General features: G+C 62.0%; 24 protein-coding genes and 1 pseudogene. 12 read left to right on the top strand and 13 right to left on the bottom strand.

Annotation, left to right across the window (positions count from 1 at the left end):
• The first annotated feature begins 209 nt into the window (after nucleotides 1-209).
• The 4 genes from B3B04_RS05220 to B3B04_RS05235 all read left to right on the top strand — a co-directional run bounded on the left by B3B04_RS05220 (nucleotide 210) and on the right by B3B04_RS05235 (nucleotide 7442).
• A complete protein-coding gene (locus B3B04_RS05220) occupies nucleotides 210-1877 on the top strand; it encodes an amidohydrolase family protein (RefSeq protein ID WP_292040595.1) in 1668 nt (555 codons plus the stop codon).
• A gap of 122 nt (nucleotides 1878-1999) precedes the next feature.
• Nucleotides 2000-4954 (top strand): TonB-dependent receptor domain-containing protein, encoded by a 2955-nt coding sequence (locus B3B04_RS05225; RefSeq protein WP_292040597.1) that lies wholly within the window; start codon nucleotides 2000-2002, stop codon nucleotides 4952-4954.
• A gap of 96 nt (nucleotides 4955-5050) precedes the next feature.
• Nucleotides 5051-6823, top strand: a complete 1773-nt coding sequence (locus B3B04_RS05230) for a DUF885 domain-containing protein (protein ID WP_292040600.1) — start codon at nucleotides 5051-5053, stop codon at nucleotides 6821-6823.
• 145 nt (nucleotides 6824-6968) lie between these two features.
• Nucleotides 6969-7442, top strand: coding sequence for an Lrp/AsnC ligand binding domain-containing protein (locus B3B04_RS05235; RefSeq protein ID WP_292040602.1), 474 nt, complete (start codon nucleotides 6969-6971; stop codon nucleotides 7440-7442).
• 38 nt (nucleotides 7443-7480) lie between these two features.
• Here B3B04_RS05235 and B3B04_RS05240 read toward each other — a convergent pair whose 3' ends face one another.
• From B3B04_RS05240 to B3B04_RS05250, 3 genes are read right to left on the bottom strand one after another with little or no spacing between them, the layout of a single operon-like run.
• Nucleotides 7481-7705, bottom strand: a complete 225-nt coding sequence (locus B3B04_RS05240) for a YdcH family protein (protein WP_292040603.1) — start codon at nucleotides 7703-7705, stop codon at nucleotides 7481-7483.
• Between the two features lie 42 nt (nucleotides 7706-7747).
• Nucleotides 7748-8224, bottom strand: coding sequence for a TIGR02444 family protein (locus B3B04_RS05245; protein WP_292040606.1), 477 nt, complete (start codon nucleotides 8222-8224; stop codon nucleotides 7748-7750).
• Nucleotides 8221-8823: a UbiX family flavin prenyltransferase gene (locus tag B3B04_RS05250; protein ID WP_292040609.1), complete on the bottom strand. Its 603-nt coding sequence runs from the start codon at nucleotides 8821-8823 to the stop codon at nucleotides 8221-8223. Before B3B04_RS05250 ends, B3B04_RS05245 begins: the two co-directional genes overlap by 4 nt.
• 128 nt (nucleotides 8824-8951) lie before the next feature.
• Here B3B04_RS05250 and B3B04_RS05255 point away from each other — a divergent pair, with 128 nt between their 5' ends.
• Complete coding sequence (locus B3B04_RS05255) at nucleotides 8952-9125, top strand: YdcH family protein (protein WP_292040610.1); 174 nt, start codon at nucleotides 8952-8954, stop codon at nucleotides 9123-9125.
• Nucleotides 9126-9188: 63 nt separating this feature from the next.
• Here B3B04_RS05255 and B3B04_RS05260 read toward each other — a convergent pair whose 3' ends face one another.
• A complete protein-coding gene (locus B3B04_RS05260; RefSeq protein ID WP_292040613.1) occupies nucleotides 9189-9860 on the bottom strand; it encodes a DUF1013 domain-containing protein in 672 nt (223 codons plus the stop codon).
• A 211-nt stretch (nucleotides 9861-10071) separates the two neighbouring features.
• Between B3B04_RS05260 and B3B04_RS05265 the strand changes: the two genes are divergently transcribed.
• Nucleotides 10072-10737, top strand: coding sequence for a beta/gamma crystallin-related protein (locus B3B04_RS05265; RefSeq protein WP_292040614.1), 666 nt, complete (start codon nucleotides 10072-10074; stop codon nucleotides 10735-10737).
• A 60-nt stretch (nucleotides 10738-10797) separates the two neighbouring features.
• Here the strand turns inward: B3B04_RS05265 and B3B04_RS05270 are convergent, their stop codons facing one another.
• A complete protein-coding gene (locus B3B04_RS05270) occupies nucleotides 10798-11769 on the bottom strand; it encodes an NAD(P)H-quinone oxidoreductase (protein WP_292040616.1) in 972 nt (323 codons plus the stop codon).
• An 87-nt stretch (nucleotides 11770-11856) separates the two neighbouring features.
• Between B3B04_RS05270 and B3B04_RS05275 the strand changes: the two genes are divergently transcribed.
• Entirely contained in the window at nucleotides 11857-12075 is a 219-nt protein-coding gene (locus B3B04_RS05275; RefSeq protein ID WP_292040618.1) for a DUF1192 domain-containing protein, read from the top strand.
• 114 nt (nucleotides 12076-12189) lie between these two features.
• Entirely contained in the window at nucleotides 12190-12699 is a 510-nt protein-coding gene (locus B3B04_RS05280; protein ID WP_292040619.1) for a DUF1465 family protein, read from the top strand.
• Nucleotides 12700-12768: 69 nt separating this feature from the next.
• Here the strand turns inward: B3B04_RS05280 and B3B04_RS05285 are convergent, their stop codons facing one another.
• Nucleotides 12769-14322, bottom strand: a complete 1554-nt coding sequence (locus tag B3B04_RS05285; RefSeq protein WP_292040631.1) for a L,D-transpeptidase family protein — start codon at nucleotides 14320-14322, stop codon at nucleotides 12769-12771.
• 148 nt (nucleotides 14323-14470) lie between these two features.
• Nucleotides 14471-14695, bottom strand: coding sequence for a 50S ribosomal protein L31 (gene rpmE, locus B3B04_RS05290; RefSeq protein WP_292040632.1), 225 nt, complete (start codon nucleotides 14693-14695; stop codon nucleotides 14471-14473).
• Between the two features lie 132 nt (nucleotides 14696-14827).
• Here rpmE and B3B04_RS05295 point away from each other — a divergent pair, with 132 nt between their 5' ends.
• Nucleotides 14828-16684 (top strand): ABC transporter transmembrane domain-containing protein, encoded by a 1857-nt coding sequence (locus tag B3B04_RS05295; protein WP_292040634.1) that lies wholly within the window; start codon nucleotides 14828-14830, stop codon nucleotides 16682-16684.
• Nucleotides 16685-16686: 2 nt separating this feature from the next.
• Here B3B04_RS05295 and B3B04_RS05300 read toward each other — a convergent pair whose 3' ends face one another.
• From B3B04_RS05300 to B3B04_RS05325, 6 genes are all read right to left on the bottom strand, one after another.
• Nucleotides 16687-17727, bottom strand: coding sequence for a glycerophosphodiester phosphodiesterase (locus tag B3B04_RS05300; protein WP_292040637.1), 1041 nt, complete (start codon nucleotides 17725-17727; stop codon nucleotides 16687-16689).
• A 233-nt stretch (nucleotides 17728-17960) separates the two neighbouring features.
• Nucleotides 17961-18767, bottom strand: coding sequence for an inositol monophosphatase family protein (locus B3B04_RS05305; RefSeq protein ID WP_292040639.1), 807 nt, complete (start codon nucleotides 18765-18767; stop codon nucleotides 17961-17963).
• Nucleotides 18768-18899: 132 nt separating this feature from the next.
• On the bottom strand, nucleotides 18900-19466 hold the full coding sequence (gene efp / locus B3B04_RS05310; RefSeq protein WP_292040641.1) for an elongation factor P: 567 nt from the start codon (nucleotides 19464-19466) through the stop codon (nucleotides 18900-18902).
• Between the two features lie 131 nt (nucleotides 19467-19597).
• Entirely contained in the window at nucleotides 19598-20092 is a 495-nt protein-coding gene (locus tag B3B04_RS05315) for a TspO protein (RefSeq protein ID WP_292040676.1), read from the bottom strand.
• A 74-nt stretch (nucleotides 20093-20166) separates the two neighbouring features.
• On the bottom strand, nucleotides 20167-20655 hold the full coding sequence (bfr, locus tag B3B04_RS05320) for a bacterioferritin (RefSeq protein ID WP_292040679.1): 489 nt from the start codon (nucleotides 20653-20655) through the stop codon (nucleotides 20167-20169).
• Nucleotides 20656-20825: 170 nt separating this feature from the next.
• Entirely contained in the window at nucleotides 20826-21011 is a 186-nt protein-coding gene (locus B3B04_RS05325) for a (2Fe-2S)-binding protein (RefSeq protein WP_292040694.1), read from the bottom strand.
• Nucleotides 21012-21146: 135 nt separating this feature from the next.
• On the opposite strand from B3B04_RS05325, the gene thiE reads away from it, so the two are divergent.
• The 3 genes and pseudogenes from thiE to B3B04_RS05340 all read left to right on the top strand — a co-directional run.
• Nucleotides 21147-21806 (top strand): thiamine phosphate synthase, encoded by a 660-nt coding sequence (gene thiE, locus B3B04_RS05330; protein WP_292040681.1) that lies wholly within the window; start codon nucleotides 21147-21149, stop codon nucleotides 21804-21806.
• A gap of 129 nt (nucleotides 21807-21935) precedes the next feature.
• Nucleotides 21936-23582: an ATP-binding protein gene (locus B3B04_RS05335; RefSeq protein ID WP_292040682.1), complete on the top strand. Its 1647-nt coding sequence runs from the start codon at nucleotides 21936-21938 to the stop codon at nucleotides 23580-23582.
• Between the two features lie 54 nt (nucleotides 23583-23636).
• A pseudogene (locus B3B04_RS05340) lies at nucleotides 23637-23966 on the top strand (hypothetical protein); the annotation flags it as partial.

Here is a 23966-nt window from a genome sequence, read left to right on the forward strand (position 1 = left end):
AGCCAAATGGCACATTGGAAAAAATTTCACCCCGACAGCCTTCGGTTGATGTCTGGTGTTCGACACATCAGAGATTGTCGTTATCCGAATTTTATTCAGCTTGGCAATCAATATCCGAAACTCTGTCTGCGATTACAGTGTTACCGATTTCATCCAAGGGATAGTCAGGGCGCGGAAATAGCGCGGCCCGGTGAACTTGGAGGGGTGGTATGCGTAAATCGGCGAATAATCGTCGTTTCGGGGCTCAGTTGTGGACGGGGGTCTGCGGAGCCGTCGTCATCGCCGCAGCCACCTTGTCGGCAGGACAGGTGGCCATGGCCCATCAGGAGCCTGCCGCCGCCTCGCGTAACACTTTCAATCCCGCGCCGGCACGTCGTGCGGGCGAAGGCCTTGGCCCGTTCCCGCTGATGGTCATCCGCGGTGCGATGCTGATTGACGGCACCGGCGCACCGCCGACCGGTCCGGTCGACATCGTCATCGAGAACGACAAGATCACCGATGTCATACAGGCGGGCTGGCCCGGCATGGCAGAGCGCCTGAACCGTGCTCCGCACGGTGCCGCCCACGAGATCGACGCGCGCGGCATGTATGTGATGCCCGGCTTTGTCGACATGCACACCCACGCCGGTGGTCCGGGCAAGGCTCCGGACATGGAATATGCCTATAAGCTGTGGCTGGCCCACGGCGTGACCACGGTGCGCGGTGTCAGCTTGGCCCCGCACGCCATCGCCCGCTCGGAGCGTGATCGCTCGGCCCGTGGCGAGATCGTCGCCCCGCGCATCTTCAACTATCAAACGCTGGGTTCGGGCTGGAACCGTGGCCGTATCCGCAATGCCGAGATGGCCCGCGAATGGGTCCGCTGGGGTGCAGCCAACGGCGTGGACGGCATCAAATTCTTCATCCGCAATGACGAGACGCCCGAGGTGGTTCTCGCGGCCATCGACGAAGCCAAAAAGGTTGGCATGGGCACGGTGGCCCACATCGCCCAGCCGGGCGTGGCACAACTGAATGCTGCCCAGCTGGCCGAAGCGGGTCTGGGCACCATCACCCACTTCTATGGCCATTTTGAATCGCTGTTGGGTGGCCGCACGATCCAGAACTATCCCGTCGACTATAATTTCCTCGACGAACAGAAGCGTTTTGGCGAGGCGGCCGAAATCTGGCGTCAGGTCGACATCGGCATGCCGGGGTGGGACGACTATCTGAAGGCTCAGGTCGAGACGGGCGTGGCGTTCGATCCGACCATGACCATCTATGCGGCCTCGCGTGATCTGATGCGCGCCAAGAACGCCAGCTGGCACGACACCTACACCCTGCCGACCCTGCTGGATTATTTCGAATCCACCCGCGACAACCACGGCAGCTATTTCTTCGACTGGACCACCCAGAACGAAGTGTCATGGCGCCGGTTCTACGACCGCTTCATGCGCCTGCTGAACGACTATAAGAAAGCGGGCGGCGTAGTGACGGTGGGCTCGGACTCGGGCTTCATCTGGAAGCTGTTCGGCTTTGGCTACATCGAGGAACTGGAGCTTCTGCAAGAAGCCGGCTTCCACCCGCTGGAAGTGGTGCGCGCCGCCACCATGGACGGGGCCAATGTGCTGGCCGAACCGACGGGCCGTCCGGCAGAGTTCGGCATTGTCCGTCCGGGCATGAGCGCCGATCTGGTCATTGTGCCGGAAAACCCGCTGCAAAACTTCAAGACGTTGTACGCCACCGGCCATGAGCGTCTGAGCCCCGAGAACCGCATCGAAACGGTGGGCGGGGTGAAATGGACCGTGGCCCGGGGTGTCGCCTATGACGCTCAGGCCCTGCTGGCCGATGTGCGGGCCATGGTCGATCAACAGAAAGCCGAACGCGGACAAACTGGCCGCTAAAGCCTAGGGCGGTCGGGGGGCCGCCCTTTCTTTTTAACCGAACTCTTCTGAGACGCCTTTGAGGGAGGGCGATCGAGGAAGTGTGCCTGGAAGGGAAGTCATAGCATGAGGGGTATGACGCAATGAGACTGTCCAAATATCTGAGGTCCGGCACGATACTGGCGGGCGTCTCCACAATGGTGCTGGCACCTGCGGCGTTGGCACAGGACGCTACCGGTCAGGAGGAGGTGGCTGCCGTTAGCGAGATCGTGGTGACCGGATCGCGTATCCGTCGCCCGAACATCGAAGCGGCCACGCCGGTAAACGTGGTGGATTCGCGCGAAATCGAGGCTCTGGGCACCACCAATCTGGCCGACGCCATGGCCCGTCAGCCGCAAGCGGGTCTGGGCAGCTCGGCATCCAGCACCACCAACTCCATTGCCGGTCAGGGCATGGCTACGGTCAACCTGCGCAACCTTGGCGCAGGGCGTACGCTGGTTCTGGTCAACGGTCGCCGTCACGTGCCCGGTTCGGCAGGCAGCAGTGCCGTTGATATCAACTCCATCTCCAAGACCGCGATTGCGCGCGTCGATACGGTGACCGGTGGGTCTTCGGCGGTTTACGGTGCCGACGCCGTGGCCGGTGTGGTGAACTTCATCACCAAACAGGACTTCGACGGCATCACCTTCCAGAGCCAGTACGGCTCGGCGGATGGCACGAACACCTATTTTGGTTCGGTCGCCATGGGCCGGAACTTCAACGAAGGTCGCACCAACGTCATGGGTGCGCTGACCTATGACAAGTCCGAGGGCTTGCTGCGTCACCAACGCGACTATGCGCTGAGCTCGCTGGCCGAAATCCCCAATCCGCTGAAGAAGAGCGCCGATGACGGCCTGCCGTCATTCATCGTGGCGCGCGATGTCTATACCAACACCCAGAACAACTTTTTCACCCCGGTAATCGTGACGCGCCTGGGCGACACGCCAGCCTTTTCGCTGACGTTCACGCCGGACGGCCAACTGACCACCTTCAACCGTGGCCAGATCGTTTATGACGGCCAAGGGCGCGCGCAGGCGGTGTCAATCGGTGGTGACGGCTTCCGCATCACGGACGACATGCTGCGTACGCCGGTAGAGCGCTACGGGGCCGACATTCAGTTGCGTCACCGCTTTGACGCGTCGAACAGCTTCATCAACGATGTGAGCCTGTTCGCCGAAGGCAAATTCTTCCACATGGAAGCCAGCAGTCAGGCGCGTAACGGTACCTTTGCCGACACCACAGCAGGCCGCGCGACGGGTAATGCCTATCGCATCTATACCGACAACGCCTTCCTGCCCGCGTCGCTGCAGCCGCATCTGGCCAGTGCGCCTATCGAAGCTACGACCGGTCGCCAGTATTTCGACATCAGCCGTATCGACACCGACTTCGGCATCCGCACCACCAACAGCAAGAACGACACCGTTCGTTTCGTGACCGGCGTGGACGGCTCCTTCACCAATGGCTGGCGTTTTGAAGCCTATGTGAACTATGGCGAGACGCAGTCGAAATTCATCAACTTCGACCGCCTGCAGGCCGAGTTCTACGACTCAATCGACGCTGTCTCGCTGAACGGCCAGATTGTCTGCCGCAGCGAACTGGCGCGCGCTAATGGCTGTCAGCCGCTGAACCTGTTTGGCGCAGGCGTCGCCTCGCGTGAGGCGCTGGACTATTCCTACATCTACACCGTCCGCGAGGACGTGATGAAGCAGTGGAATGCCGTGGCCAGCGTGGATGGCGAACTGTTTACCTATCCGTCGCTGTTCAGCGGCACGGCCTTGCCGGTGTCGTTCGCAGCGGGCGTCGAATGGCGCAAGGAATACAGCCGCATGGTGCCGGACGAGCGGTCGCAAAAGGGCCTGATCTTCCAGAACACCCAGGCGCGTACCGAAGGTGAGTACCAGTCGCGTGAAATCTTCGCCGAAGTCAGCGTGCCGCTGCTGGCCGACGTGCCGTTTGCCCAGTACGTCAACCTGAACGCGGCCTATCGCTATCAGGACTATTCGACCACTGGTGGTGACGGCAGCTTTGGTCTGGGTCTGGAGTGGGCTGTTGACCGCAACGTCCGCTTCCGTGGCAACTATGCCAAGGCGGTACGGGCACCGAACATCAGCGAACTGTTCAATGGTGGCAGCGAGGGCTACGCCCTGTTTGACGACCCCTGCGATGCCACGCGCCTGAACGGTGGCAACTATGCCGCCAACCGTCGCGCCAACTGTGCGGCATTGGGTCTGGACCCGAATTTCACCCAGTCGGGCGGCACCAAGCCGAGCGTCAGCAAGGGCAATGAAGACCTGTCGCCGGAAGAAGGTGAAACCCTGACGCTGGGCGTGGTCCTGACCCCGTCATTCGTGCCGGGTCTGGCCATCACGGTTGACCACTACCAGATCGATATCAGCGATGTGATCGCCTCGTTCGGGGCACGCACCATCATCAACAACTGCGTGGACAGCCCGACGTTGAACAACCCGTTCTGCGCCAATGTCTTCCGCAGCGCCGACGGCAATATCTCGCGCGTCATCAATCAGGTGATGAACGTGGCCGAGTACACCAACTCGGGTTGGGATGTGACGGCGTCCTATCGCACCAGTCTGGCGGATCTGGGTCTGCCGGACTATGGCTTGCTGTCGTTCAATGTGGCCGCAGGCTTCCTTGACGAGCTGACCTATGATCCGGTGCCGGGTGACGCCAGCGTGCGTGACGATCAGGCCGGCGAGACGCCCAATCCCAAGCGTCGCGTGAACACACGTATCACCTGGGATCATGGCCGCCTCAGCCTGTCCTACGCCAACCGCTATCTCAGCAGCGTGCTACGCTCCAATCAGGACGCGCCGGGCACCTATGAGGTGTGGAAGGCACCGTCGTGGGCCACTCACGACATCCGCGTCGAGTACGATCTGGACCGGTACAAACTGTTTGCCGGTATCAACAACTTCACCGACGAAATCCCGCCGCAGACCCCGTTCACCTGGACGGGAACCTCGCTCTACAACGGATTCAACGCCAGCCTGTATGACAATCTGGGCCGTTATATCTATGTGGGCGTGAACGCGACGTTCTAAGCTTGCCAAGGGTGCTGCTTTTCGGGCAGCACCCTAAACTTCAGTTGGGTACGGGGGACCCTTCGGGGCCGTCGAAGGAAAAGGGGAGAGTTCCTGATGAAAACCATAATCGCCAAAGGTGCGATCATAGCCGCCATGGGGGTTCTGGCAGGAACCACTCTGCTGACGGCACCGGCCATGGCATCGGCACCGCAGACTGTGACGGCCAGTGCAACTGAGCAGGCCTTCAAGGCACTGGCCGAAGAGGCATGGGCTTGGCGTCAGAAAGAGATGGCAGGTCGCGGTTCGCGCGCGGTCGATCTGCCCGACGTCAGCGCTGCCAACCAAGCACGCATTCTGGCCTACTGGCAGCAGGTCCAGCAGGGTCTGAATGCCATTTCGCCGGACCAGCTGTCGCGCTCGGCGCGTCTGGACTATGCGGTCTTCAAGCACGAGGTCGACAACTATGTCGATGACGGCCGCCACCGTCTGTACGAAATGCCGTTCAACTCGGACTCGTCCTTCTGGTCGTCCATCGCCGGTTCGGCCAACCAGACCTACGCCTCGGTCGAGGAGTATGAGCGTTATCTGAACCGCCTGTCGCAGGTGCCGCGCTATTTCGGCCAGCAGATCGATAACATGCGTTCGGGTCTGGCCCGTGGCTTTACCCAGCCGCGTGAATCGCTGGTCGGTCGCGACGTGTCCATTCTGGCCGTGACCGAGGTGTCGGACCCGACCAAGAGCCTGTTCTACAAACCGTTCGAGACCATGCCGCGCACCATCTCGGCAGAGGATCAGGCCCGTCTGCGCGCCCGCGCGGTACAGGTGATCAGCGGCGATGTCGTTCCGGCGCACAAGACGCTGCTGGACTTCATCCGCAACGAATATGTTCCGGGTGCCCGTAACGAACTGGCCGCCAACCGCCTGCCGAACGGCGAAGACTTCTATCAGACGCAAATCCGCCAATACACCAGCGTGAACCTGACGCCGGAGCAGATCCACGAGATCGGCCGCGCCGAGGTGGCCCGCATCCGCGCCGAGATGGAAGCGGTCATGCGCTCCACCGGCTTTACCGGTACCTTTGCCGAGTTCGTCCGCTTCCTGAAGACGGACCCGCAGTTCCACTATGACAAGCCCGAGCACCTGCTGTGGCACGGCGCATGGGTCATCAAAAAGGTGGACGGCAAGATGGGCGAATATTTCGGCCACAAGCCGCGCGATACCTTCAGCCTGATCCCCGTGCCGGACAATATCGCGCCCTTCTATACGGCGGGTCGTGGCGGCAATGGCACCTGCCTGCTGAACACCTATGACCTGCCGTCGCGTCCGCGCTACAATATTCCGGCCCTGACTGTGCACGAGTGCAACCCCGGTCACGCCTGGCAGGGCAATCTGCGCCGCGAGCACACCGACATCCCGCCCTATCGCGCGCAGGTCTATATCTCGGCCTTTGGTGAAGGCTGGGCGCTGTACACCGAAAAGCTGGCTGTGGAGATGGGCGTCTATGAAGATGCCTATGAGGACTTTGGCCGTCTGAACTACGAGATGTGGCGCGCTGCCCGTCTGGTGATCGACACCGGTGTCCACTCCAAGGGCTGGAGCCGTGCGCAGGCTATTGCCTTCCTGACGGACAACACCGCCCTGTCGGACCACGAGATCGGCACCGAGATCGACCGCTATATCACCTGGCCGGGTCAGGCGCTGGCCTATAAGCTGGGCGAGATCGAGATCGTTCGCCTGCGCCGCAAGGCCGAGCAGGAACTGGGTGACAAGTTCGACATCCGCGCCTTCCACGATCACCTGATGGCGATCAGCGTGGCCACCATCCCGTCTATGACGGCGGAGATGGATATTTGGATTGCCGATCAAAAGGCGGCTGCTGGCCGTTAATTTTTCGGAATGGCGCACCGCTTACCGAATGTGGTGCGCCATTCCCACACGGCCCAGCTGTTCCGATTCATTTGCAGAACAGCCATTGTCGGCACGGTCCCGCTCTGACAATAAACGTGAAGGTGCGTTTTGAGGGGGATCAAAAATGAGTTCGCCAGAATACAAGCTCGACGAAGCGGATCGTCGTATCCTGCGTGTCCTCCAGCAAGACGGACGCATTACCAATCAGGACTTGGCCGCTGCCTGCAACATGTCGGCCTCTTCGTGCTTCGAGCGCGTCCGACGTCTGCGCGAGCGTGGCGTGATTATGGGCTATACGGCCCTGATTGATCCGAAATACGCCGAGCGCGAGCTGCTGATCTTTATCGAAGTCCTGCTGGACCGCACCACCTCGGACATTTTCGACCAGTTTGCAGCACGCATCCGTCGCTCTCCCGAGGTTCTGGAATGCCACATGGTGGCCGGCGGTTTCGACTATCTGGTCAAGGTGCGCATGAAGGACATGGCGGCCTATCGCGCCTTCTTGGCCGACACGCTGGTGGTCATGCCGGGGGTGCGCGAAACCCGCACCTATGCGGTGATGGAAGAGGTGAAGGACACCTCGGTCCTGCCGCTGTAATGACTTCAAAAGGCTCGCTGCGGCGGGCCTTTTTTGTATCAGGCGATGATGTCGGGCAGGATCTGGTCGCGGATTTTGACGATCTCTTCCTTGAGCAGCAGCTTCTTGCGTTTCAGGCGGGCAATCATCAGTTGGTCGGGCGACGGCATCAGGGCCAGCGCCTCGATGGAAGCGTCCAGATCGGCATGCTCCTGCTGAAGGACAGCCAGCTTTTCGTGAAGCTCTTTGTCTTCTTCGCTCAGAATTGGATCGTGATCGTTCATAGACGGGTCCCCACGCGACAACGGCTTATAACCGACGCCGGATCAGGCTGAAAGGCGTTCTGCCAGTGTCTTGAGGGCAGGGCGGGGGATGATGCGGGCCCACAGACGGGCCGCGTCGGCCATGCCGTCCAGAGCAGGGCGCACCTTGCCCGATGGCGGCGGGGCGAGGTCCTGAAGCTGGTTCAGCAGGTGGCGCTCGGCGAGCAGTTCAACAGCCTTGATCTGCTCGCGCACAGCGAGGCGAGCATCGGTGTCCAGATCAGGCACAGGGGCCTTCAGAGTGCGGCGCACGGCCCGTAGAGGCGCGACGGTGGTTGTCTCCCACGCGCGGGCGGTGTCGGCGGCGGCTTCCAGCGTGTCTTCGTCCGGCAGGCGACCGGTATCGGCGCACCAGGCGCCCCATAAAAGCAGGCAGACGTTTTGCTCGAAATAGTCCTGAAGCTGCAAGCAGGCCTCGGACACACCCTCGCGCTTATAAGCGGTTAATGCCCAGTCCCACAGACCGTCGCTGTTGTTCATGCCTCGGTCCCTTGCAGGCCGTTCCAGCGGCGCACGGCGGCCCAATCCAGACCGAACAGGTCCAGCGCGCGTCCGACCGACTGGTCGATGATCTGATCCACGCTCTCGGGGCGGGCGTACATGGCGGGCAGGGGCGGGGCAATGATCGCGCCCATTTCAGCCAGCGCCGTCATTGTGCGCAGATGGCCGAGGTGTAGCGGCGTCTCGCGCACCATCAGCACCAGTGTGCGGCGCTCTTTCAGCACCACATCCGCCGCGCGCGTCAGCAGGGTAGAGGTTACGCCCGTGGCGATCTCGCTCATGGTGCGGACCGAACAGGGGGCGATGATCATGCCCATGGTGCGGAAAGAGCCGGAGGCAATAGTCGCCCCGACATCATTGATGCGATGCACCACATCGGCACGCCCCGTGACATCGTCCGGCGTCAGATCAGTTTCTTGTGAAAGGGTCAGCAGGGCCGCGCGTGAAATCACAAGGTGGCTTTCAACGCCCAACTCTTTGAGCGCATCCAGCACACGGACCCCGTAAGCCACGCCGGATGCTCCGGAAATTCCCACAACCAGTCGGCGGGGCGTCGAGGATAGGGGCGCGTCAGTCACTGTTTCAAACCGTGTGAAGCCGGGGGGCGAAGGGCGGAAGCGGGGCAGGAAGTCACCGGAATGTGATTCCACACCGGCGGCATCCTCGTCCTCACTGTAGTGATCCCTTAGACATGGAGGCGCAAGCCATGACCATTGAGGCGCGTATTCGCGAGTTGGGAAGTAAGCATCGGAGTCTGGACGACCATATCCAGCGAGAAATGCGTAGGCCAACAGCCGACCCGACCCAACTCAGGGCTCTGAAGCAGCAAAAGCTCAAGCTCAAAGAGCAGATTTCCGCTCTCGAATCCCCTCCTCACTAAGGCGAAGGAAAAAGGCCCCGAAGCATCGCTTCGGGGCCTTGTTTCATCAGCGGGCTGCGCGGATCAGTCGCGCGAGCCGAACACCGATTCCGCCGTCGGTTCGCCATCGGCAAAGCGATCGGTTTCTTCTTCTTCAAACGAAGGGGCCGGGGCCTCTTCGGCAGCCGGTTCGATCGGCTGGAGCACGCCGTTCTTGGCGTCTTCCTTGGCCTTTTTGTCAGCGGCCTTGCGGATCACTTCGTCCAGTTGCAGCTGACCAACGAGGCCCAGCGTCACCGGATCGACAGGTTTGATGTTGGCGCTGTTCCAGTGGGTGCGGTTACGCACCGACTCGATGGTGGCCTTGGTGGTGCCCAGCAGTTTGGCGATCTGGGCGTCCGGCACTTCCGGATGGTTGCGGACGAACCACATGATGGCATCCGGACGGTCCTGACGGCGCGACACCGGCGTGTATTTCGGAGCCTTCTTGGCCGGCTTCAGCAGCTCGGCGTGACGGCTGACGACAGCCTTCATGCGATAGTTGCTGTCGTTCTGGGCCTTTTCCAGCTCTTCGCGGGTCAGCTGACCGTTGACGATCGGATCGGCACCACGGATGTCGCGGGCCACGTCGCCGTCGGCGATGCCGCGCACTTCCAGCGGGTGCAGGCCGCAAAAATCGGCAATCTGCTCGAACGTCAGCGAGGTGTTTTCTACCAGCCAGACCGCAGTGGCCTTAGGCATCAAAATCTCGGTCATGGGCGTAAATCCCGGCGTTTGCGGGCCCGTTTCCGGGCGTTGGATACGACGGCGCCCGACCTTTCGGCCGGGCGCGATGACTAAACTATAGGCCTATTTCGAGGAAAAGAAAACGAAGACTGCGTTCTTCATACAGGCAACGTTCACATAGTTTGGGTCATTACCCCTTCAACGCTGACTTTTCGCAGCATCTATGAGGGAGGTCACTCCGATGAAAAATCTTATCCTTGCCGTTTCCGGTGTGGCCATCGTGGCAGGTGCTTCGGCATTCTATGCCAACCCGGCTGAGGCCCAGCAACGTGGTCCGCGTGGCAGCTATGCCCAGACCTGCCCTGATACGGAAGTTCGCTCGGGCCGCCTTTATGCCCGCTGTTATGACACGCGTGGCCAACTGCGGGGGTCTTCGATCGAGGTGAACCGCTGTAATGGCCACGATATCAACAACAGCAATGGCCTGTTGATGTGCGGCAATAACCGTGGCCGCATGGAAAATCTGACCAACAACGACCGTCCGAATAACGATCGTCCGAACAACGGGCGGCCGGGTTGGGACAATGGCCCGAACCGTCCGGGGCAAGGCCACCACGGTCCGAACCGCCCCGGTTGGGACAATGGTCGTGGCGCTGCCATCACTGTGTATCGTGACGCCCAGTACCGCGGCACGTCGCGCACCTTTGACGGGTCGATCCGCAATCTGCGTGAGTACGGTCTGAACGATGCCATCAGCTCGATCCGCCTGTCGCGCGGCACGTGGGAAATCTGCGAGCACGCCGACTTCCGTGGCCGCTGCGAGACCGTCCGTGGTGACGTCCGCGACCTGACGCGTATGAACTTCAACGACAAGGTGTCGTCGCTGCGTCCGGTGGGCCGTCGCTAGGCCCGCGTTAATGGCACACTGAAAGGGCGGAAGGCCAAAAGGTCTTCCGCCCTTTTTGTATCAGGGGATCAGGACGATCTTGCCCACGTGATCGCCGGATTCCAGATCGGCATGGGCTTCTGCGGCTTTGTCCAGCGGATAGGTAGCGTGGATGCGGGCCTTGATCTGTCCACTTTCCACCCACGGCCAGACGCGGTTGCGGACCTGTTCGGCCAGACGGGCTTTTTCGTCGGCAGGGCGGCTGCGCAGGGTCGATCCGGTCAGCACCAGCTTCTTCAGCATAATGCGTTGCAGGTCGATCTGGGTCTTGGTGCCGGTCAGGCTGGCGATCACCACCCATCGGCCACGCTCTTTCAGCGATTTCAGGTTCAACTCGGCATAGTCGGCGCCGACCATGTCCAGCACCACATCGGCACCGCCCGCCGCCCTGATCTCTTCGGCGAGGTCCAGCGACGAGGCATCCAGGCTGATGTCCGCGCCCAGTGCCTTGGCGGCCTCTGCCTTGGCTTTTGAGCGGCTGGTGGCGATCACGCGGGCACCGGCAGCCTTGGCCATCTGTATGGCCATGACACCGATGCCGCTGGTGGCACCATGGATCAGCAAGGTCTCGCCCTCTTTCAGAGCGCCGCCCTCGAACACATTGGTAAAGACGGTAAAGGCCGTCTCCGGCAAGGCCGCCGCCTGCTCGAAGCTGAGGCCCTCCGGCACGGGCAGGGCGTGGAGGGCGTCCACCACAGCATATTCGGCATAGCCGCCGCCGCCCAGCAGGGCGCAGACCTTGTCGCCAACCGCCCATTGGGTAACGCCCTCGCCGACAGCCTCGACCTCGCCCGCCACTTCCAGTCCCAGAATATCGGAGGCCCCGGCGGGGGGCGGGTAGTGGCCGTTGCGCTGTACGATGTCGGGGCGGTTTACGCCCGCCGCGCGCACACGGATGAGAATTTCGCCAGCTTTCGGCGAGGGCGTCGGGCGCTCTGCGATGCGCAGGGCGCTGGCGGGACCTTTTCCGCCGTCGATCTCTATGACCTTCATGTGACACTCCTCAACTTGCCAACTGTGCTTTTGAAGCGCTTTCTATCTGGGAACAGTTTCATACGGAAACGGTCAAAGGAGATGGCCATGTCCTTCGAAGATCTGGAACCGCGCCATGTGGACGGTGATGCGCTAAAGGCGCTGCTTCGCGAAGATCTGGACAGCTATGCCGTCGTGGACCTGCAAGCGCGGATCGAGGCTCTGGAAGGGGAAATCCGTCGCGCGCGTCAGGCTATCGAGGCCAAGTCGTCCCAGCGCAATGCTGCCGACGCGCTTTTCAGTTTCAAGGGCTCCGGTGCCTCATGATGGGGCACCGTCGTTGGCAGGCAGATTGCACTGTGGGTGAAACCAACCATTGTTATTGCCAAGCTTGGGCAAGTGACGCACAGTATAGTTAAAGCCTGAGGGGATGGCATAGGCGTGAATCTTCTTAACGTTCAACAACTTGCCGAAGTGGACCGTTCGGCCGAGGTGCTGAAGTTCACCCGATCCGAGCTGTTCCACCGCTTTTTCCGTGAAGGCATAGAGCTGGTGGAAGAGACAGCTGCCTATCTGGACGGAGATGGGCGCAATGAATCACGCCTGCTGTCGCGGGCCGTGGGTCTGGCCTATGCCAGCGAGAGCATGAAACTGACCACGCGCCTGATGCAGATCGCATCGTGGCTTCTGGTGCAGCGCGCCGTCAACGAAGGCAATCTGATACCCGATGCGGTGTTCGAGCCGCGCTATCGTCTGGCCGAGCGGGCCATGGCCCCCGAGCCGCTACCGTCGGAAATGCCGATTGCGCTGGTAGAATACATCGTGCGGGCCGAGCGCCTGTATGACCGCGTCTATTATCTCGATCAGAAGATGTTCGTTCTGCCGCCCGAAGCTCCGTCCCAGAACGGAGTGCTGGGCCAGATGGAGCGGTTGCGCGCCGCATTTGGCTAAGGCGATATGCGGATATAAAAAAGGGCGACGGGATGAACCGTCGCCCTCTTTGTTTGGTCTGCCGCCGGATCAGATCCAGCGGTCATCCTTGTCTGCCGGCGCTTCGGAAACGACTTCCGGCAGGTTGACGTGGATGCCCATGGCCTCGGCCAGCTTTTTGTCGCGGCGATAGGAGTCTTCGCGGAAGGCGACGCGGCCCTGACCGTCCACAAAGGCCGTCCAGTACAGCAGGCGGACGCCGATCGGGCGACCGGTCTGCACGCGGGTGGTCTGGCCACTGGCGCGCGCCTCGTCAAAGCGGGCCAGACGCGCCGGATCGGGTTGCAGCAACAGACGGGCGAAATCTTCGGCGTTCTGCACGCGCACGCAGCCGTGGCTGCGCTGGCGCATCGACAGGTTGAAGGCCCCCTTGCTGGGGGTGTCATGCAGGAAGATGGCGTAGCTGTCGCGCAGTTCGAACTTCACATAGCCCAGCGACGAGCGCGGGCCGGCGCGTTGCACCACCCAGCCGCTGTCATTGATGTACATGTCGTTGGCCGCCAGATAGGCCGGACCTTTGGGCAGGATTTCGCGACGGGCGATGCCCATGGGCACTGTCCACGGCGGATTGGCCACCACCGAGGCGAACGGGCGCTCAAGGCTGGGTGTCTGGTTTTCGACCGAGCCGACAACCACGCGGTTGGAGTGAACGGGCTGGCCGTCCTTCCAATAGACCATGATGGCAGCGGCGGTGTTGACCTCGATACGCTCGGGCTGCAGCTCGCGCTTCAACCAGCGGCGCCGCTCGAGGTTCAGGGCGATCTGGCGGGCGCGGTCTTCGGCAGAGGCGGTCAGAGAGCGCTGGGTTGCCGGACCGATGCGGCCATCCGAGCCCAGACCGTGACGGACCTGAAAGCTGCGCACAGCCTGCTGGATGGCGCTGCTGTAGACATTGCCGCTGACAGCCGCAGCGGCCGATTGCGTCAGGTCACCCTCGGCCACCAGACGGGCGACCAGAGCAGGCACGCGGGCGTCGGAGCTGCCCGGCTCGATCTGCGGACCGGTGGTGAACGCGGGCCAGCCGCCGTTACGGGCCAGACGCATATAACGGATGTAGCCCGCCGACAGGTTCTTATAGCCGATGTCCTGCGGCGGCAGTTCGTCAAACCAGTCAGACAGACGGTTGTTGGTCAGCGACGTGACCAGACCATCGGCGACATCGACACTGTTCTTGTCCATCTCCCATAGCTCTTCGACCGTTTCCGGACGAATGCGGCCATGGGCCAGCACCTTGGCGTAGGAGAGGGCGGCGGCCGTGGTACGGACCTCGGCGCTTTCGGGCTGGGCGGCCAGACCGACGAAATCGAAATAGTCATTGACCGGTAGGGCGTGATGGTCGGCGCGCTGGGCCACCTCTTGCAAGGTGCGCAGGCGCTCGGGCGTCCAGATCGGGCGGCCTCCGGTCTTTTCATAGACCTTCCGCACATCGGCCTGAATATCCTGAGGCAGGCGGCCAATCTGGGCAGTCATCGCGTCGGAGGCAGGCGCGGGGACGGTGACCTGTATTTGCGACAGGGCCGAGTTAGCTGCACCCAGGGTCAGGGTCGTTGTGGCGACACCCAAGCCCAATTCACGTCGATTCATATCCAGACCGTTCTAAACGCTAAAAATTGCAGACCCATTGTCGGCAAGACTAGGGACTGAACGCGCGCAGATTATCCCTGTTCCGGGTAAACAAAAAGCACCGCCCTTATGGGGGGCGGTGCTTCCTAATGTCGCCGAGGCGTAGGGCTTACTTCTTGAGGAAGCCGCCGAACTTGCCGTTGAAGCGCGACACGCGACCACCACGGTCCATCAGCTGGGCGTTGCCGCCGGTCCAAGCCGGGTGCGAGGTCGGGTCGATGTCGAGGTTCAGGGTGTCACCTTCTTTGCCGTAGGTCGAACGGGTCTGGTAGGTGGTGCCATCGGTCATCACAACGTTGATGAAGTGATAGTTCGGGTGGGTGTCGGCTTTCATCGTAAAATTCCGTCTCTGCGCGACGACGATTCCGACCGTCACTGCGCGTAAAATAGAGAATCCCGCCACTAACAGCGACGGGAGCGAGGTGCGGCGTTTACACCGAGGGGCGTTACGGGGCAAGAGCAGCGTATGAGCCAAACATCCCAAAGTCCGCATAACAGTGCCGATTTCGCTGCCCAGGGTCGTCCGGGGGCCGGGGCGCAGTTGATGGAACAGATCGGCGAGGCTGCCGGTAAGCGCAGCCGCAGCCGCAACATCAAGCCGCTGTCGCGCCTGTTGCCCTATCTGGCAGCGCATAAGGGGCATGCATGGTTGTCGTTCGTTTTCCTGCTGGCTTCGACGGGGGCGTCGCTGGCGCTGACGGCGACGGCGCGCGGGGCCATCGACACCGGCTTTGACCAAGGCGGAGGCTATCTGAACTTCTGGTTCGGACTGTTGGGCCTGAATGCGCTGGTGCTGGGACTGATGACGGCCCTGCGCTATTATTTCGTCACCAAGACCGGCGAGCGCATGATCGCCGATCTGCGTCAGGGGCTGTTTGGCCGCATCCTGTCCCTGGATCCGGTCTTCTTTGCCCATATGCGCACGGGCGAGGTGCTGTCGCGCATGACGACCGACATCCAGCTGGTCGATACGCTGCTGACCACCTCTATCTCCTATGCGCTGCGCAACTTCTTCACCCTGATCGGTGCGACGATCCTGCTGTTCTTCGTTAGTCCCAAGCTGACGGCGCTGGTACTGCTGATCGTGCCGGTGCTGATTGTGCCGCTGTTTGTTTTTGGCCGTCAGGTGCGCAAGCTGACCATTCGCTCGCAGGACACCTTTGCCGGTGCCGTGGGCTTTGCCGGCGAGAGCGTGGACGCACTGGAAACGGTGCAGGCCTTTGGCCGCGAAGCCAGCGCCCATGGCCGTTTCGCAGGTGCTGTCGAGGCCGCTTTTGCCGCCTCGCTGAAGCGCATGCGGGCCCGCGCCGTCATGACGGCCATGATCATCGTGGTGATGTTCGGTGGCGTGACGCTGGTGCTGTGGCTGGGGGCGCAGGATGTGGTGGCGGGCAACATGACGCCGGGCGCGCTGCTACAGTTCGTGCTCCTGTCGGTGTTTGCCGCAGGGGCCGTTGGTGCGCTGGGCGAAAGCTGGGGTGATGTGCAAAAGGCCGCCGGTGCCATGGAGCGGATCGACGAGCTGATGCGCGCCGAGCCTGCGATTGCCGCTCCAGCCCAGCCGCGCGCACTGCCGGTGCCGCCGCGTGGCGAGGTGTCGATGTCGGCGGTGGACTTTGCCTATCCGGGCCGTCCCGACCTGACGGCGTTGAAAGGCTTTAGCCTGACCGTGCGTCCGGGCGAGACGGTGGCTTTGGTCGGGCCTTCGGGCGCAGGCAAGTCGACAGTCTTCCGTCTGTTGCTGCGCTTCTATGATCCGCAGTCGGGCGTGGTGTCGGTAGATGGCGTGGACGTCCGCGAGGCCGATCCGGTTGAAGTGCGTGGCCGCTATGCATGGGTGTCGCAAGAGGCCCCGCTGTTCTCGGGCTCTTCGTTGGAGAACATTCGCTTTGGCCGTGAGGACGCCACCTTGGAACAGGCGAAGGAAGCCGCCCGCGAGGCGCAGGCCCTGACCTTTATCGAGCGTCTGCCGCAAGGGTTTGACACACCGCTGGGCGAGCGCGCCAAGAGCCTGTCGGGCGGTCAACGCCAGCGTCTGGCTATTGCGCGTGCTCTGGTGCGCGAGGCACCGATCCTGCTGCTGGACGAAGCTACCAGCGCTCTGGACGCCGAGAACGAGCGTCTGGTTCAGGCGGCTCTGGATCAGGCCATGGAGGCGCGCACCACACTGGTCATCGCCCACCGTCTGGCCACCGTTCTGCGGGCCGACCGCATTGTGGTGATGGACGCAGGCGAGGTGGTGGAAGAGGGCACCCACGCCGAGCTGATGGCCAAGGGTGGGCTGTACTCACGCCTCGCCAAGCTTCAGTTCCAGAACGACTGAAGTCAGGGCTGGCGGCCCAGTCGGGCCGCCGTCGCCAGCGCCGGAAAATCGCTAAACACCGCATCGACCTTCAGGTCATAGAAGCGGTTCAGATAGCCCGTCAGATCGCCATGGTCTGACGGGTTTCCATTGGAACGATGCTCCAGCGGCAGGAAGGCATTTTCCGCGCGGAAGGTCCACACCACCACCTTGAGACCCGCTGTATGGGCATCCTCGACCAGAGCCGTGGGCTGGGCGCTACGTCCGGCCTCGTCGGGCGGCAGGATCATGCCGGTGTCCACGCCGATGGAACGGGCGTAGGTCGCGATACGGGCCAGACCCTCTGGCGTGGCCATCTGGGCATAGGTGGTGTCCGGCTTGTCGAACGGGCCGCCCGATGCCTGCATCAGTTGCAGCAGCGGCGTGTCGACACGCTGCGACAGGCGCTCCAGCGTGCCGACCTCGAAACATTGCACTAGCACCGGTGCATCCGGTCCTGTCAGGCCGCGGCGCTCCAGCACCGCCACAAAGGCGTCTTCGACGGGCAGACCGCGCTGGATGAAATATGTCGGGTGCTTCAGTTCGGGTGCGACACCGATGCGGCGGCCGGTGCGGGCGCTGGCCGCCTCTGCGATGTCCAGTACTTCGTCAAAGGTCAGCAGTGCCTCGCGCCCGTCAAAGGCCGTGCCGCGCATCTGGGGCAGGCGTTCCTTGGCGCGCAGGGTCTTCAGTTCGGCCAGCGTAAAGTCTTCGGTGAACCAGCCCGTTACATCGACACCATCGATCGTGCGGGTGGCGCGGCGGCTGGCAAACTCGGGCTTGTCGGCCACGTTGGTCGTCTCGCCGATCTCGTTTTCGTGGCGCAAGACCAGATGCCCGTCAGAGGTCATGACCAGATCGGGCTCGATCACATCGGCCCCCTGATCGATGGCCAGTTCATAGGCCGCGCGCGTGTGTTCAGGGCGTTCGCCGCTGGCTCCACGGTGGGCGATGATCTGGGGCGTGGTCGGGCCGAGCGGCGCGGGGGCAAGGGTCAGGACGAGGCCGAGCATAATAGCGATCATGGACGCCTTTTGGCCCGGTTGTGCAATGACCCTGTGTCGTGGAGATGAAAGAAATATGCCGTCACGACGTGGCAAACCTGCCGGAAAGATCATCTCTTTTCCGCCTGTGGCGACGGGGCGTGCCCTGAGGCAGTCCGAACGCAGGGGCGGCAGACGATGACGGCTTTGTCAGAAAAAAAGGGGCGCTTCCAGATGAGGAAGCGCCCCTGATTTGTTGTGGTAGCCCTACAGGCTTAGGCGGCTTGCAGCACGTTGCGCAGCTTGGCCTGGATGTCGGGGTTGCCCGCGACAATCGTCTTGCCGTTCTTGGGATCGCCGTCCTGTTCGATCGAGGTGACGACGCCGCCGGCCTCGGTGACCAGCAGGATGCCGGCTGCGACATCCCACGGCTTGAGGTTACGCTCGAAGAAGGCGTCGTAGCGGCCAGCGGCCACCCAGGCGAAGTCCAGCGAGGCTGCGCCCAGACGGCGGATACCGGCCACGCGTTGACCCACGGCATGGATGTCCTTGATGGCCTGGCCGTGGCCGGTCTTGCCGACGAAGGGCAGGCCGGTGGCGACCAGAGCCTCGTCGAGGTTCTTGCGGCCTGCCAGACGGATACGGGTGTCGTTCAGGTAACAGCCCTTGCCTTTTTCGGCCCAGAACATCTCGTTCATGACCGGATTATAGGTCACGGCGGCGACGATTTCCGAAGAGCCATCAGGGTGGGTGCGTTGCAGGCCGACCGTGATCGCAAAGTGCGGCATGGCGTGCATGAAGTTGGTGGTGCCGTCGATCGGATCGACAATCCACATGTGGGTCTTGTCGGTACCTTCGATCAGACCGCGCTCTTCACCCAGGAAGCTGTAGCCCGGGCGGGCCTTCATCAGCAGTTCGTAGAGGGTGTCTTCGGCCTTGACGTCCGCTGCGGTGACGAAGTCAGCCGGACCTTTGCGGGAAACCTGAAGCTGCGAAACTTCACCGAAGTCGCGGAGCATCGGGCGGGCGGTCTTGCGGACGGCGTCCATCATGACCTGAAGAAGGGCGGAAGCGAGAGCCATAAGTCGATCTCCTGATCCGTGCATCCTGTACGTAAGGCCGCGGCCCCGGATGGACGGAGAAGTCAAAAGGGGTGCGGACCATCCGCACCCCTGAAACAATAGTCCACCTTTGCAGGTGGAAGCAGGCGTTTTTTAGTCCGCGCGGCGGACGTATTCACCGGTGGCGGTGTCCACGACGATCTTTTCACCAGCCGACATGTACGGCGGGATCATGATGCGCACGCCGTTCGAGGCGGTCGCCGGCTTGTACGACGACGAAGCGGTCTGACCCTTAACGGTCGGCTCGGTTTCAGCAACTTCCAGAACGACATGGTCCGGCAGTTCCAGACCGATCGGACGGCCTTCGTGCATTTCGATGACGACCTTCATGCCTTCGGCCAGATAGGCGATGCGGTCTTCGCCGACCCAGTCCTTTTGCAGTTCGATCTGCTCATAGGTAGCGTCATCCATGAACACCAGGCTGTCGCCGTTGTCGAACAGGTAGGAGAAGTCCTTCTGTTCCAGTGTGGCGCGCTCGACGCGGTCTTCCGAACGGAAGCGCTCGGCCAGCTTGTTGCCGGTTTCCAGGTTCTTGGCTTCCACGTTGGCGAAAGCGCCGCCCTTGCCGGGCTTCACGTGGTTGACCTTGGTGACGACCCACAGACCACCGTTGTGCTGCAGGACCATACCCGGCTTGATGGTATTGGCGTTGATTTTCATGAGGAACCGTTCGGGCTCGTTGATGGGCAGGTGGGCACCAACCTTAAGGGGCGCTCCAAATCGACGCGAGCCGTAGAGGAAAGGGGCAAAAAGGGCAATGGGAAGGGCACCAATAGGCACCCCGCCCGATGTTATTTCACAAGGTTTGTGGCGGTGGTCACGGGGTTGACCATAGCGCTGACGCCTTTGAGTCTGCGCGCCTCATAGGCAAAGGCGGCCGCCAGCCCCGCCGAGGCCATGGCCGCGCCAATCTGGCTCCAGCGATTTTGCGGGCGCGCCGCAAGCCACCATGCATTGGCCGTCTGCGCCATGGCCCAAAGACCCATCGCCGACACACGACCCTTTTTAGCGGGGGAGTTCCATACACGGATGGCAGCCAGAGTATTGGCCGAGAAGACAGCGGGCATCAGCCAGTTGCCGGCCTTCACCTCGTTCTTCATCCTGCGACCAAAGGCCTTCGGCGTTTGCTCGGGCGCGATCTCTCGCGCCAGCACCGTGACGGCCAGTGCGAACCCGGCGGTCAGCAGCGCGCCGGTGACAACGTGGGACATGTCGCGGTTGCCGATGTTGAGCAGCTCGTCGGCCTTGTCGCGGGCGGTGTCGATCAGGTCTTCAATGTCTTCCATGCAGCCCAAATGAAAGGGCGGCTGGGATGTTCCCCGCCGCCCTGACACATCTGATTGAAAATCGTCAAAAAGGGTCAGTGACCCTCGCCGACAATCTCCTTCATGGCCGACTGAAGGTAGTTTTGGGCACCCATGAACGAGACCAGTTGCATCTGGTTTTCGAGGAAGTCGATGTGGTGCTCGGTATCGGTCAGGATCTGTTGAAGGATTTCGCGGCTGACGTAGTCACGTGCGGCTTCACATTCAGTCAGGGCGTCGCGGGTGGCTTCGCGGCTGTCCAGTTCCAGTTGCAGATCGGCCTGCAGGCACTCGATGGGGTCTTCGCCGACCTTGAGCTTGTGCAGGTCTTGCAGGTTCGGCAGACCATCAAGGAACAGCACGCGCTTGATCAGCAGATCGGCGTGTTTCATCTCGCCGATCGATTCCTTGTAAATGATGTCGCCGAGATGGGTCAGGCCCCAGCTTTCGAACATGCGCGCATGCAGGAAATACTGGTTTACGGCGGTCAGTTCGTTGGTCAGCACCTTGTTCAGGGTGCGGATGATAGCGGGATCACCCTTCATGGTCTTGCCTCTCGGTTGGCAGTCAACGGGAGACCAGGGTTCATCCTTGGTGCCATCACTGCTTGTTCGAAGCATAGAATAGCACCGAAAAATCGGATTTGTTTATTTGAGAATTACTTTCACCACATTGATAATGCGAGCGTTTTTCACTCGCATCTAACGCGGTGACTTTATTCGGCAGCCAGGGCGAACGACTGTTCGGCTTCCTGGATCATCTGGCGCATTTCGCAGACGCATTTGGCGCACTGGGCCTGACAGCCCTGCGAAGCGAAAATGTCCTTCGGACGCTTGGCACCGGCTTCGATAGCAAAGTGGACGTCGCGAGCGCGGATGCCGTTACAGTTACAGACGTACAAGGCGTTTTGCCCCAAGTCATTGCTGAGAATGGTTCTCCATATCACAGATTCCTGTCTGTGCAACTCATTCGCAAACGCACGCGACAATTGGACTAGGCCGTTGACCTTCGGCGCGGGTGAGGGCACGTCACGCCTATGGCTCGTGAACCGCAAGTCCCGCCCCGTCCTGTCTGTCAGCTGTATCTGATCACGCCCCCGTCGATTGACGATCTGGACGCCTTTGCCGACCAGCTCGACAAGGCGCTGGGTGCCGGTGAGGTGGCGGCGGTGCAAATCCGCCTGAAACCAGCCAGCGATGAGCAGATCCGCGCGGCTGTGGCGCGACTGAAACCTGTCTGCCATGCGCACGGCGTTCCGGTCTTGCTGAACGACCGTCCGGATCTGGCGCGTGCGACGGGCTGCGATGGCGTCCATGTGGGACAGGAAGATGCGTCCGTGGCCGATGCCCGCCGTATGCTGGGTGACAGCGCCATGATCGGTGCCACGTGTCACGACAGCCGCCATCTGGCCATGGAAGCGGCAGAGGCCGGTGCCGACTATGTGGCGTTTGGTGCCTTCTATCCGACGGATACGAAACAGACCGAATACAAGCCCGAGCCGGACGTTTTGACCATCTGGCAGGAGACCATGGAGACCCCGTGCGTCGCAATCGGTGGTATCACCGTGGAGAATGCAGCGGCTCTGGCTGCGGCAGGTGCGGATTTCGTTGCGGTATCCGGCGGCGTTTGGAGCCACAAAGACGGCCCTGCAGCTGCCGTGGCCGCCTTCAATGACGTGTTGTCCAAGGCCTTTTGAGCCAGCGGTTTGAACGGCGGTTTTTCACGCGCTGTTAGGAGCTTATAGCCTAGTAGATACCTACTTTTGCGTGCGGAGTGGGGATCAATGGGGCAGGCGGCTGAGCGCAGCGATAGCAGGCGCGGACCGGTGCGGACGGCATCCCGTTCGGCGTCCGATCGTCATGCCCGAGCCGGAACCTCGTTTTTCCGCCATCCGTTTGCGCCGGTCCTGACGGCCTTTGCCGTTTGCGCGCTGGCTGTACTGGCGATCAAGGTGCTGACGGCGGGGCCGACCGTGATCTCGACCGTCTGGCTGGCCAGTGGTCTGGCTATAGCCGTCTGGCTGCGCTGCGGACGCGGGCTGGCTTATGATGTGGCCTTTGGCGGCATGACCGCCTTTGCCCTGATGACGGGCGAGTTACTGGTGGGCAATCCGCCTGACCGCGCCATTCTGTTTGCAGGGCTCAGCTTCCTCGAGATCGTGCTGGCGGTGATGATCCTCCGCCGTTTCCAGCCTCGTCTGGAGATCGGGACGGTGGCCGGTCAGGTTCGACTGCTACTGTGCATCATTGTGGCTACCCTGCCGTCGGCGGTTCTGTGTGCCTTCCTGCTGAGGCATGGGGCATTGGACGGCCCTCTGGCCGGTATGCGGATGTGGTGGCTGGGCCACTCACTGGGTTCGGTACTGATGGCTGCGGCAGGACTGGCCGTGACGGGCCGGACGCTGGCGCACATGAAATCACCGCGCAAGGTCGCCGAGTTCGTCGTGCTGATGACGACGCTGGTTGTGGCGGCGCTGTTCGTGTTCGGGCCGCAATCGATGGCGACGGGCTTTCTCATTCTGCCGATTTTGCTGATGTTCGCTGTGCGGTTGGGCGTGGTCGGCACGGCGGTCGCGCTGACGGTGCTCACGGCCATTGCTATCAAGGGCACGGTCGCGGGCATGGGGCCCTATTACAATATGGAGCTGGATGACCGTCTGGGCATGGTCCAGATGTTGATCCTGCTCGGCTATGCGCCAGCACTGATCGTGGCGGGCCTCCTGCATGAACGCGACGCCATGGCCGAGCGGGCCCGTCAGGGGCGGATCAAAGCCGAACAGGCTTCGGTGGCCAAGTCGCGATTGCTTGCCAATGTGGCGCACGAGATCAAAAGCCCAATCGGGGGCATCATCGGCATTGCCGAGATGTGGGCCTCCGGTCATTTGGGCAAGGTCGACCACGCCCAGATCGACATGGCCCAGATGATGGTGCGCACGGCCCGCCAGATCGAAGCGCTGTCGCATGACCTGCTGGATGTGGCGAAGGCCGAGTCGGGTGCCGTGCGTATCGAGCTGCGCAATACCGATGTCTATGGCGTTCTGGAAGATGCGGCGTCGGGACTTCGTCTTCTACCCGAGGCGCAGGGTCTGGAGATATCGGTTATCGAGGAAGAGCGAGGCCTGATGGTGCGCGCTGACTCGCAGCGGCTGGCGCAGATACTGGCGAACCTCGGCAGCAATGCCGCCAAATACGGTCGTTCTGGCGGGACTGTGCGTTTCCGCGCATCGCGCGCGGGCGATCATACCATCCGCCTGTCGGTCGAGGACGACGGTCCCGGTCTGACCGAGGAGAAGCAGGCCCAATTGTTCGAGCCGTTCAATCGCCTGGGGCTGGAGCGCAGCACCATCGAAGGGCATGGCATTGGTCTGGCCCTGTCCAAGCGTCTGGCCGAGCTTCAGGAGGGCCAGATGGGCGTGATCTCTGCCGTGGGCGAGGGGGCTGCCTTCTGGATCGACTTACCGGAAGTGCACTGAGTTCACGACCATTTGGGCTTGCCTAGTGGCGTTGCGCGGGGGCAGGGTTCGGGCATGAAACACCTTGTCCTCCCCCTTGTTGCTGCGGCTGCTGCTCTGTCAGCGGCACCCGCGATGGCCCAATCGGCAAGCCAATCGCCAGCTCCGACCGATCAGGACACCCAGCGTATGTCGGCGCAGGAACTGACCCGCCGCCTAAACTCGGCCCGTTCCCCCGCACAACCGGCAGCGCAGAGTGTGCCGCAGCAGGTTGTACGCCCGGTCACAAACCCTGCCCCTGTGGAAACGCCCGCAGTTGCCCCGCGCGCATCTGCTCCTGTGAACCAGACGCCTGCATCACCTGCTGCACGCCCCGCACCGGCCCCGAGGCCCGTGCCGCGAGCC

Source organism: Brevundimonas sp. UBA5713 (assembly GCF_002419815.1).
Lineage (GTDB): Bacteria > Pseudomonadota > Alphaproteobacteria > Caulobacterales > Caulobacteraceae > Brevundimonas.

Coding starts and splice junctions, on each gene's coding strand:
- B3B04_RS05300 (WP_292040637.1), bottom strand. CDS start 17,727: ATGATCGCTATTATGCTCGGCCTCGTCCTGACCCTTGCCCCCGCGCCG.
- B3B04_RS05260 (WP_292040613.1), bottom strand. CDS start 9,860: ATGACCGAGATTTTGATGCCTAAGGCCACTGCGGTCTGGCTGGTAGAA.
- B3B04_RS05245 (WP_292040606.1), bottom strand. CDS start 8,224: ATGAACAACAGCGACGGTCTGTGGGACTGGGCATTAACCGCTTATAAG.
- B3B04_RS05230 (WP_292040600.1), top strand. CDS start 5,051: ATGAAAACCATAATCGCCAAAGGTGCGATCATAGCCGCCATGGGGGTT.
- thiE (WP_292040681.1), top strand. CDS start 21,147: ATGGCTCGTGAACCGCAAGTCCCGCCCCGTCCTGTCTGTCAGCTGTAT.
- B3B04_RS05285 (WP_292040631.1), bottom strand. CDS start 14,322: ATGAATCGACGTGAATTGGGCTTGGGTGTCGCCACAACGACCCTGACC.
- rpmE (WP_292040632.1), bottom strand. CDS start 14,695: ATGAAAGCCGACACCCACCCGAACTATCACTTCATCAACGTTGTGATG.
- bfr (WP_292040679.1), bottom strand. CDS start 20,655: ATGAAGGGTGATCCCGCTATCATCCGCACCCTGAACAAGGTGCTGACC.
- B3B04_RS05275 (WP_292040618.1), top strand. CDS start 11,857: ATGTCCTTCGAAGATCTGGAACCGCGCCATGTGGACGGTGATGCGCTA.
- B3B04_RS05225 (WP_292040597.1), top strand. CDS start 2,000: ATGAGACTGTCCAAATATCTGAGGTCCGGCACGATACTGGCGGGCGTC.
- B3B04_RS05295 (WP_292040634.1), top strand. CDS start 14,828: ATGAGCCAAACATCCCAAAGTCCGCATAACAGTGCCGATTTCGCTGCC.
- B3B04_RS05220 (WP_292040595.1), top strand. CDS start 210: ATGCGTAAATCGGCGAATAATCGTCGTTTCGGGGCTCAGTTGTGGACG.
- B3B04_RS05270 (WP_292040616.1), bottom strand. CDS start 11,769: ATGAAGGTCATAGAGATCGACGGCGGAAAAGGTCCCGCCAGCGCCCTG.
- B3B04_RS05240 (WP_292040603.1), bottom strand. CDS start 7,705: ATGAACGATCACGATCCAATTCTGAGCGAAGAAGACAAAGAGCTTCAC.
- efp (WP_292040641.1), bottom strand. CDS start 19,466: ATGAAAATCAACGCCAATACCATCAAGCCGGGTATGGTCCTGCAGCAC.
- B3B04_RS05265 (WP_292040614.1), top strand. CDS start 10,072: ATGAAAAATCTTATCCTTGCCGTTTCCGGTGTGGCCATCGTGGCAGGT.
- B3B04_RS05235 (WP_292040602.1), top strand. CDS start 6,969: ATGAGTTCGCCAGAATACAAGCTCGACGAAGCGGATCGTCGTATCCTG.
- B3B04_RS05305 (WP_292040639.1), bottom strand. CDS start 18,767: ATGGCTCTCGCTTCCGCCCTTCTTCAGGTCATGATGGACGCCGTCCGC.
- B3B04_RS05255 (WP_292040610.1), top strand. CDS start 8,952: ATGACCATTGAGGCGCGTATTCGCGAGTTGGGAAGTAAGCATCGGAGT.
- B3B04_RS05315 (WP_292040676.1), bottom strand. CDS start 20,092: ATGGAAGACATTGAAGACCTGATCGACACCGCCCGCGACAAGGCCGAC.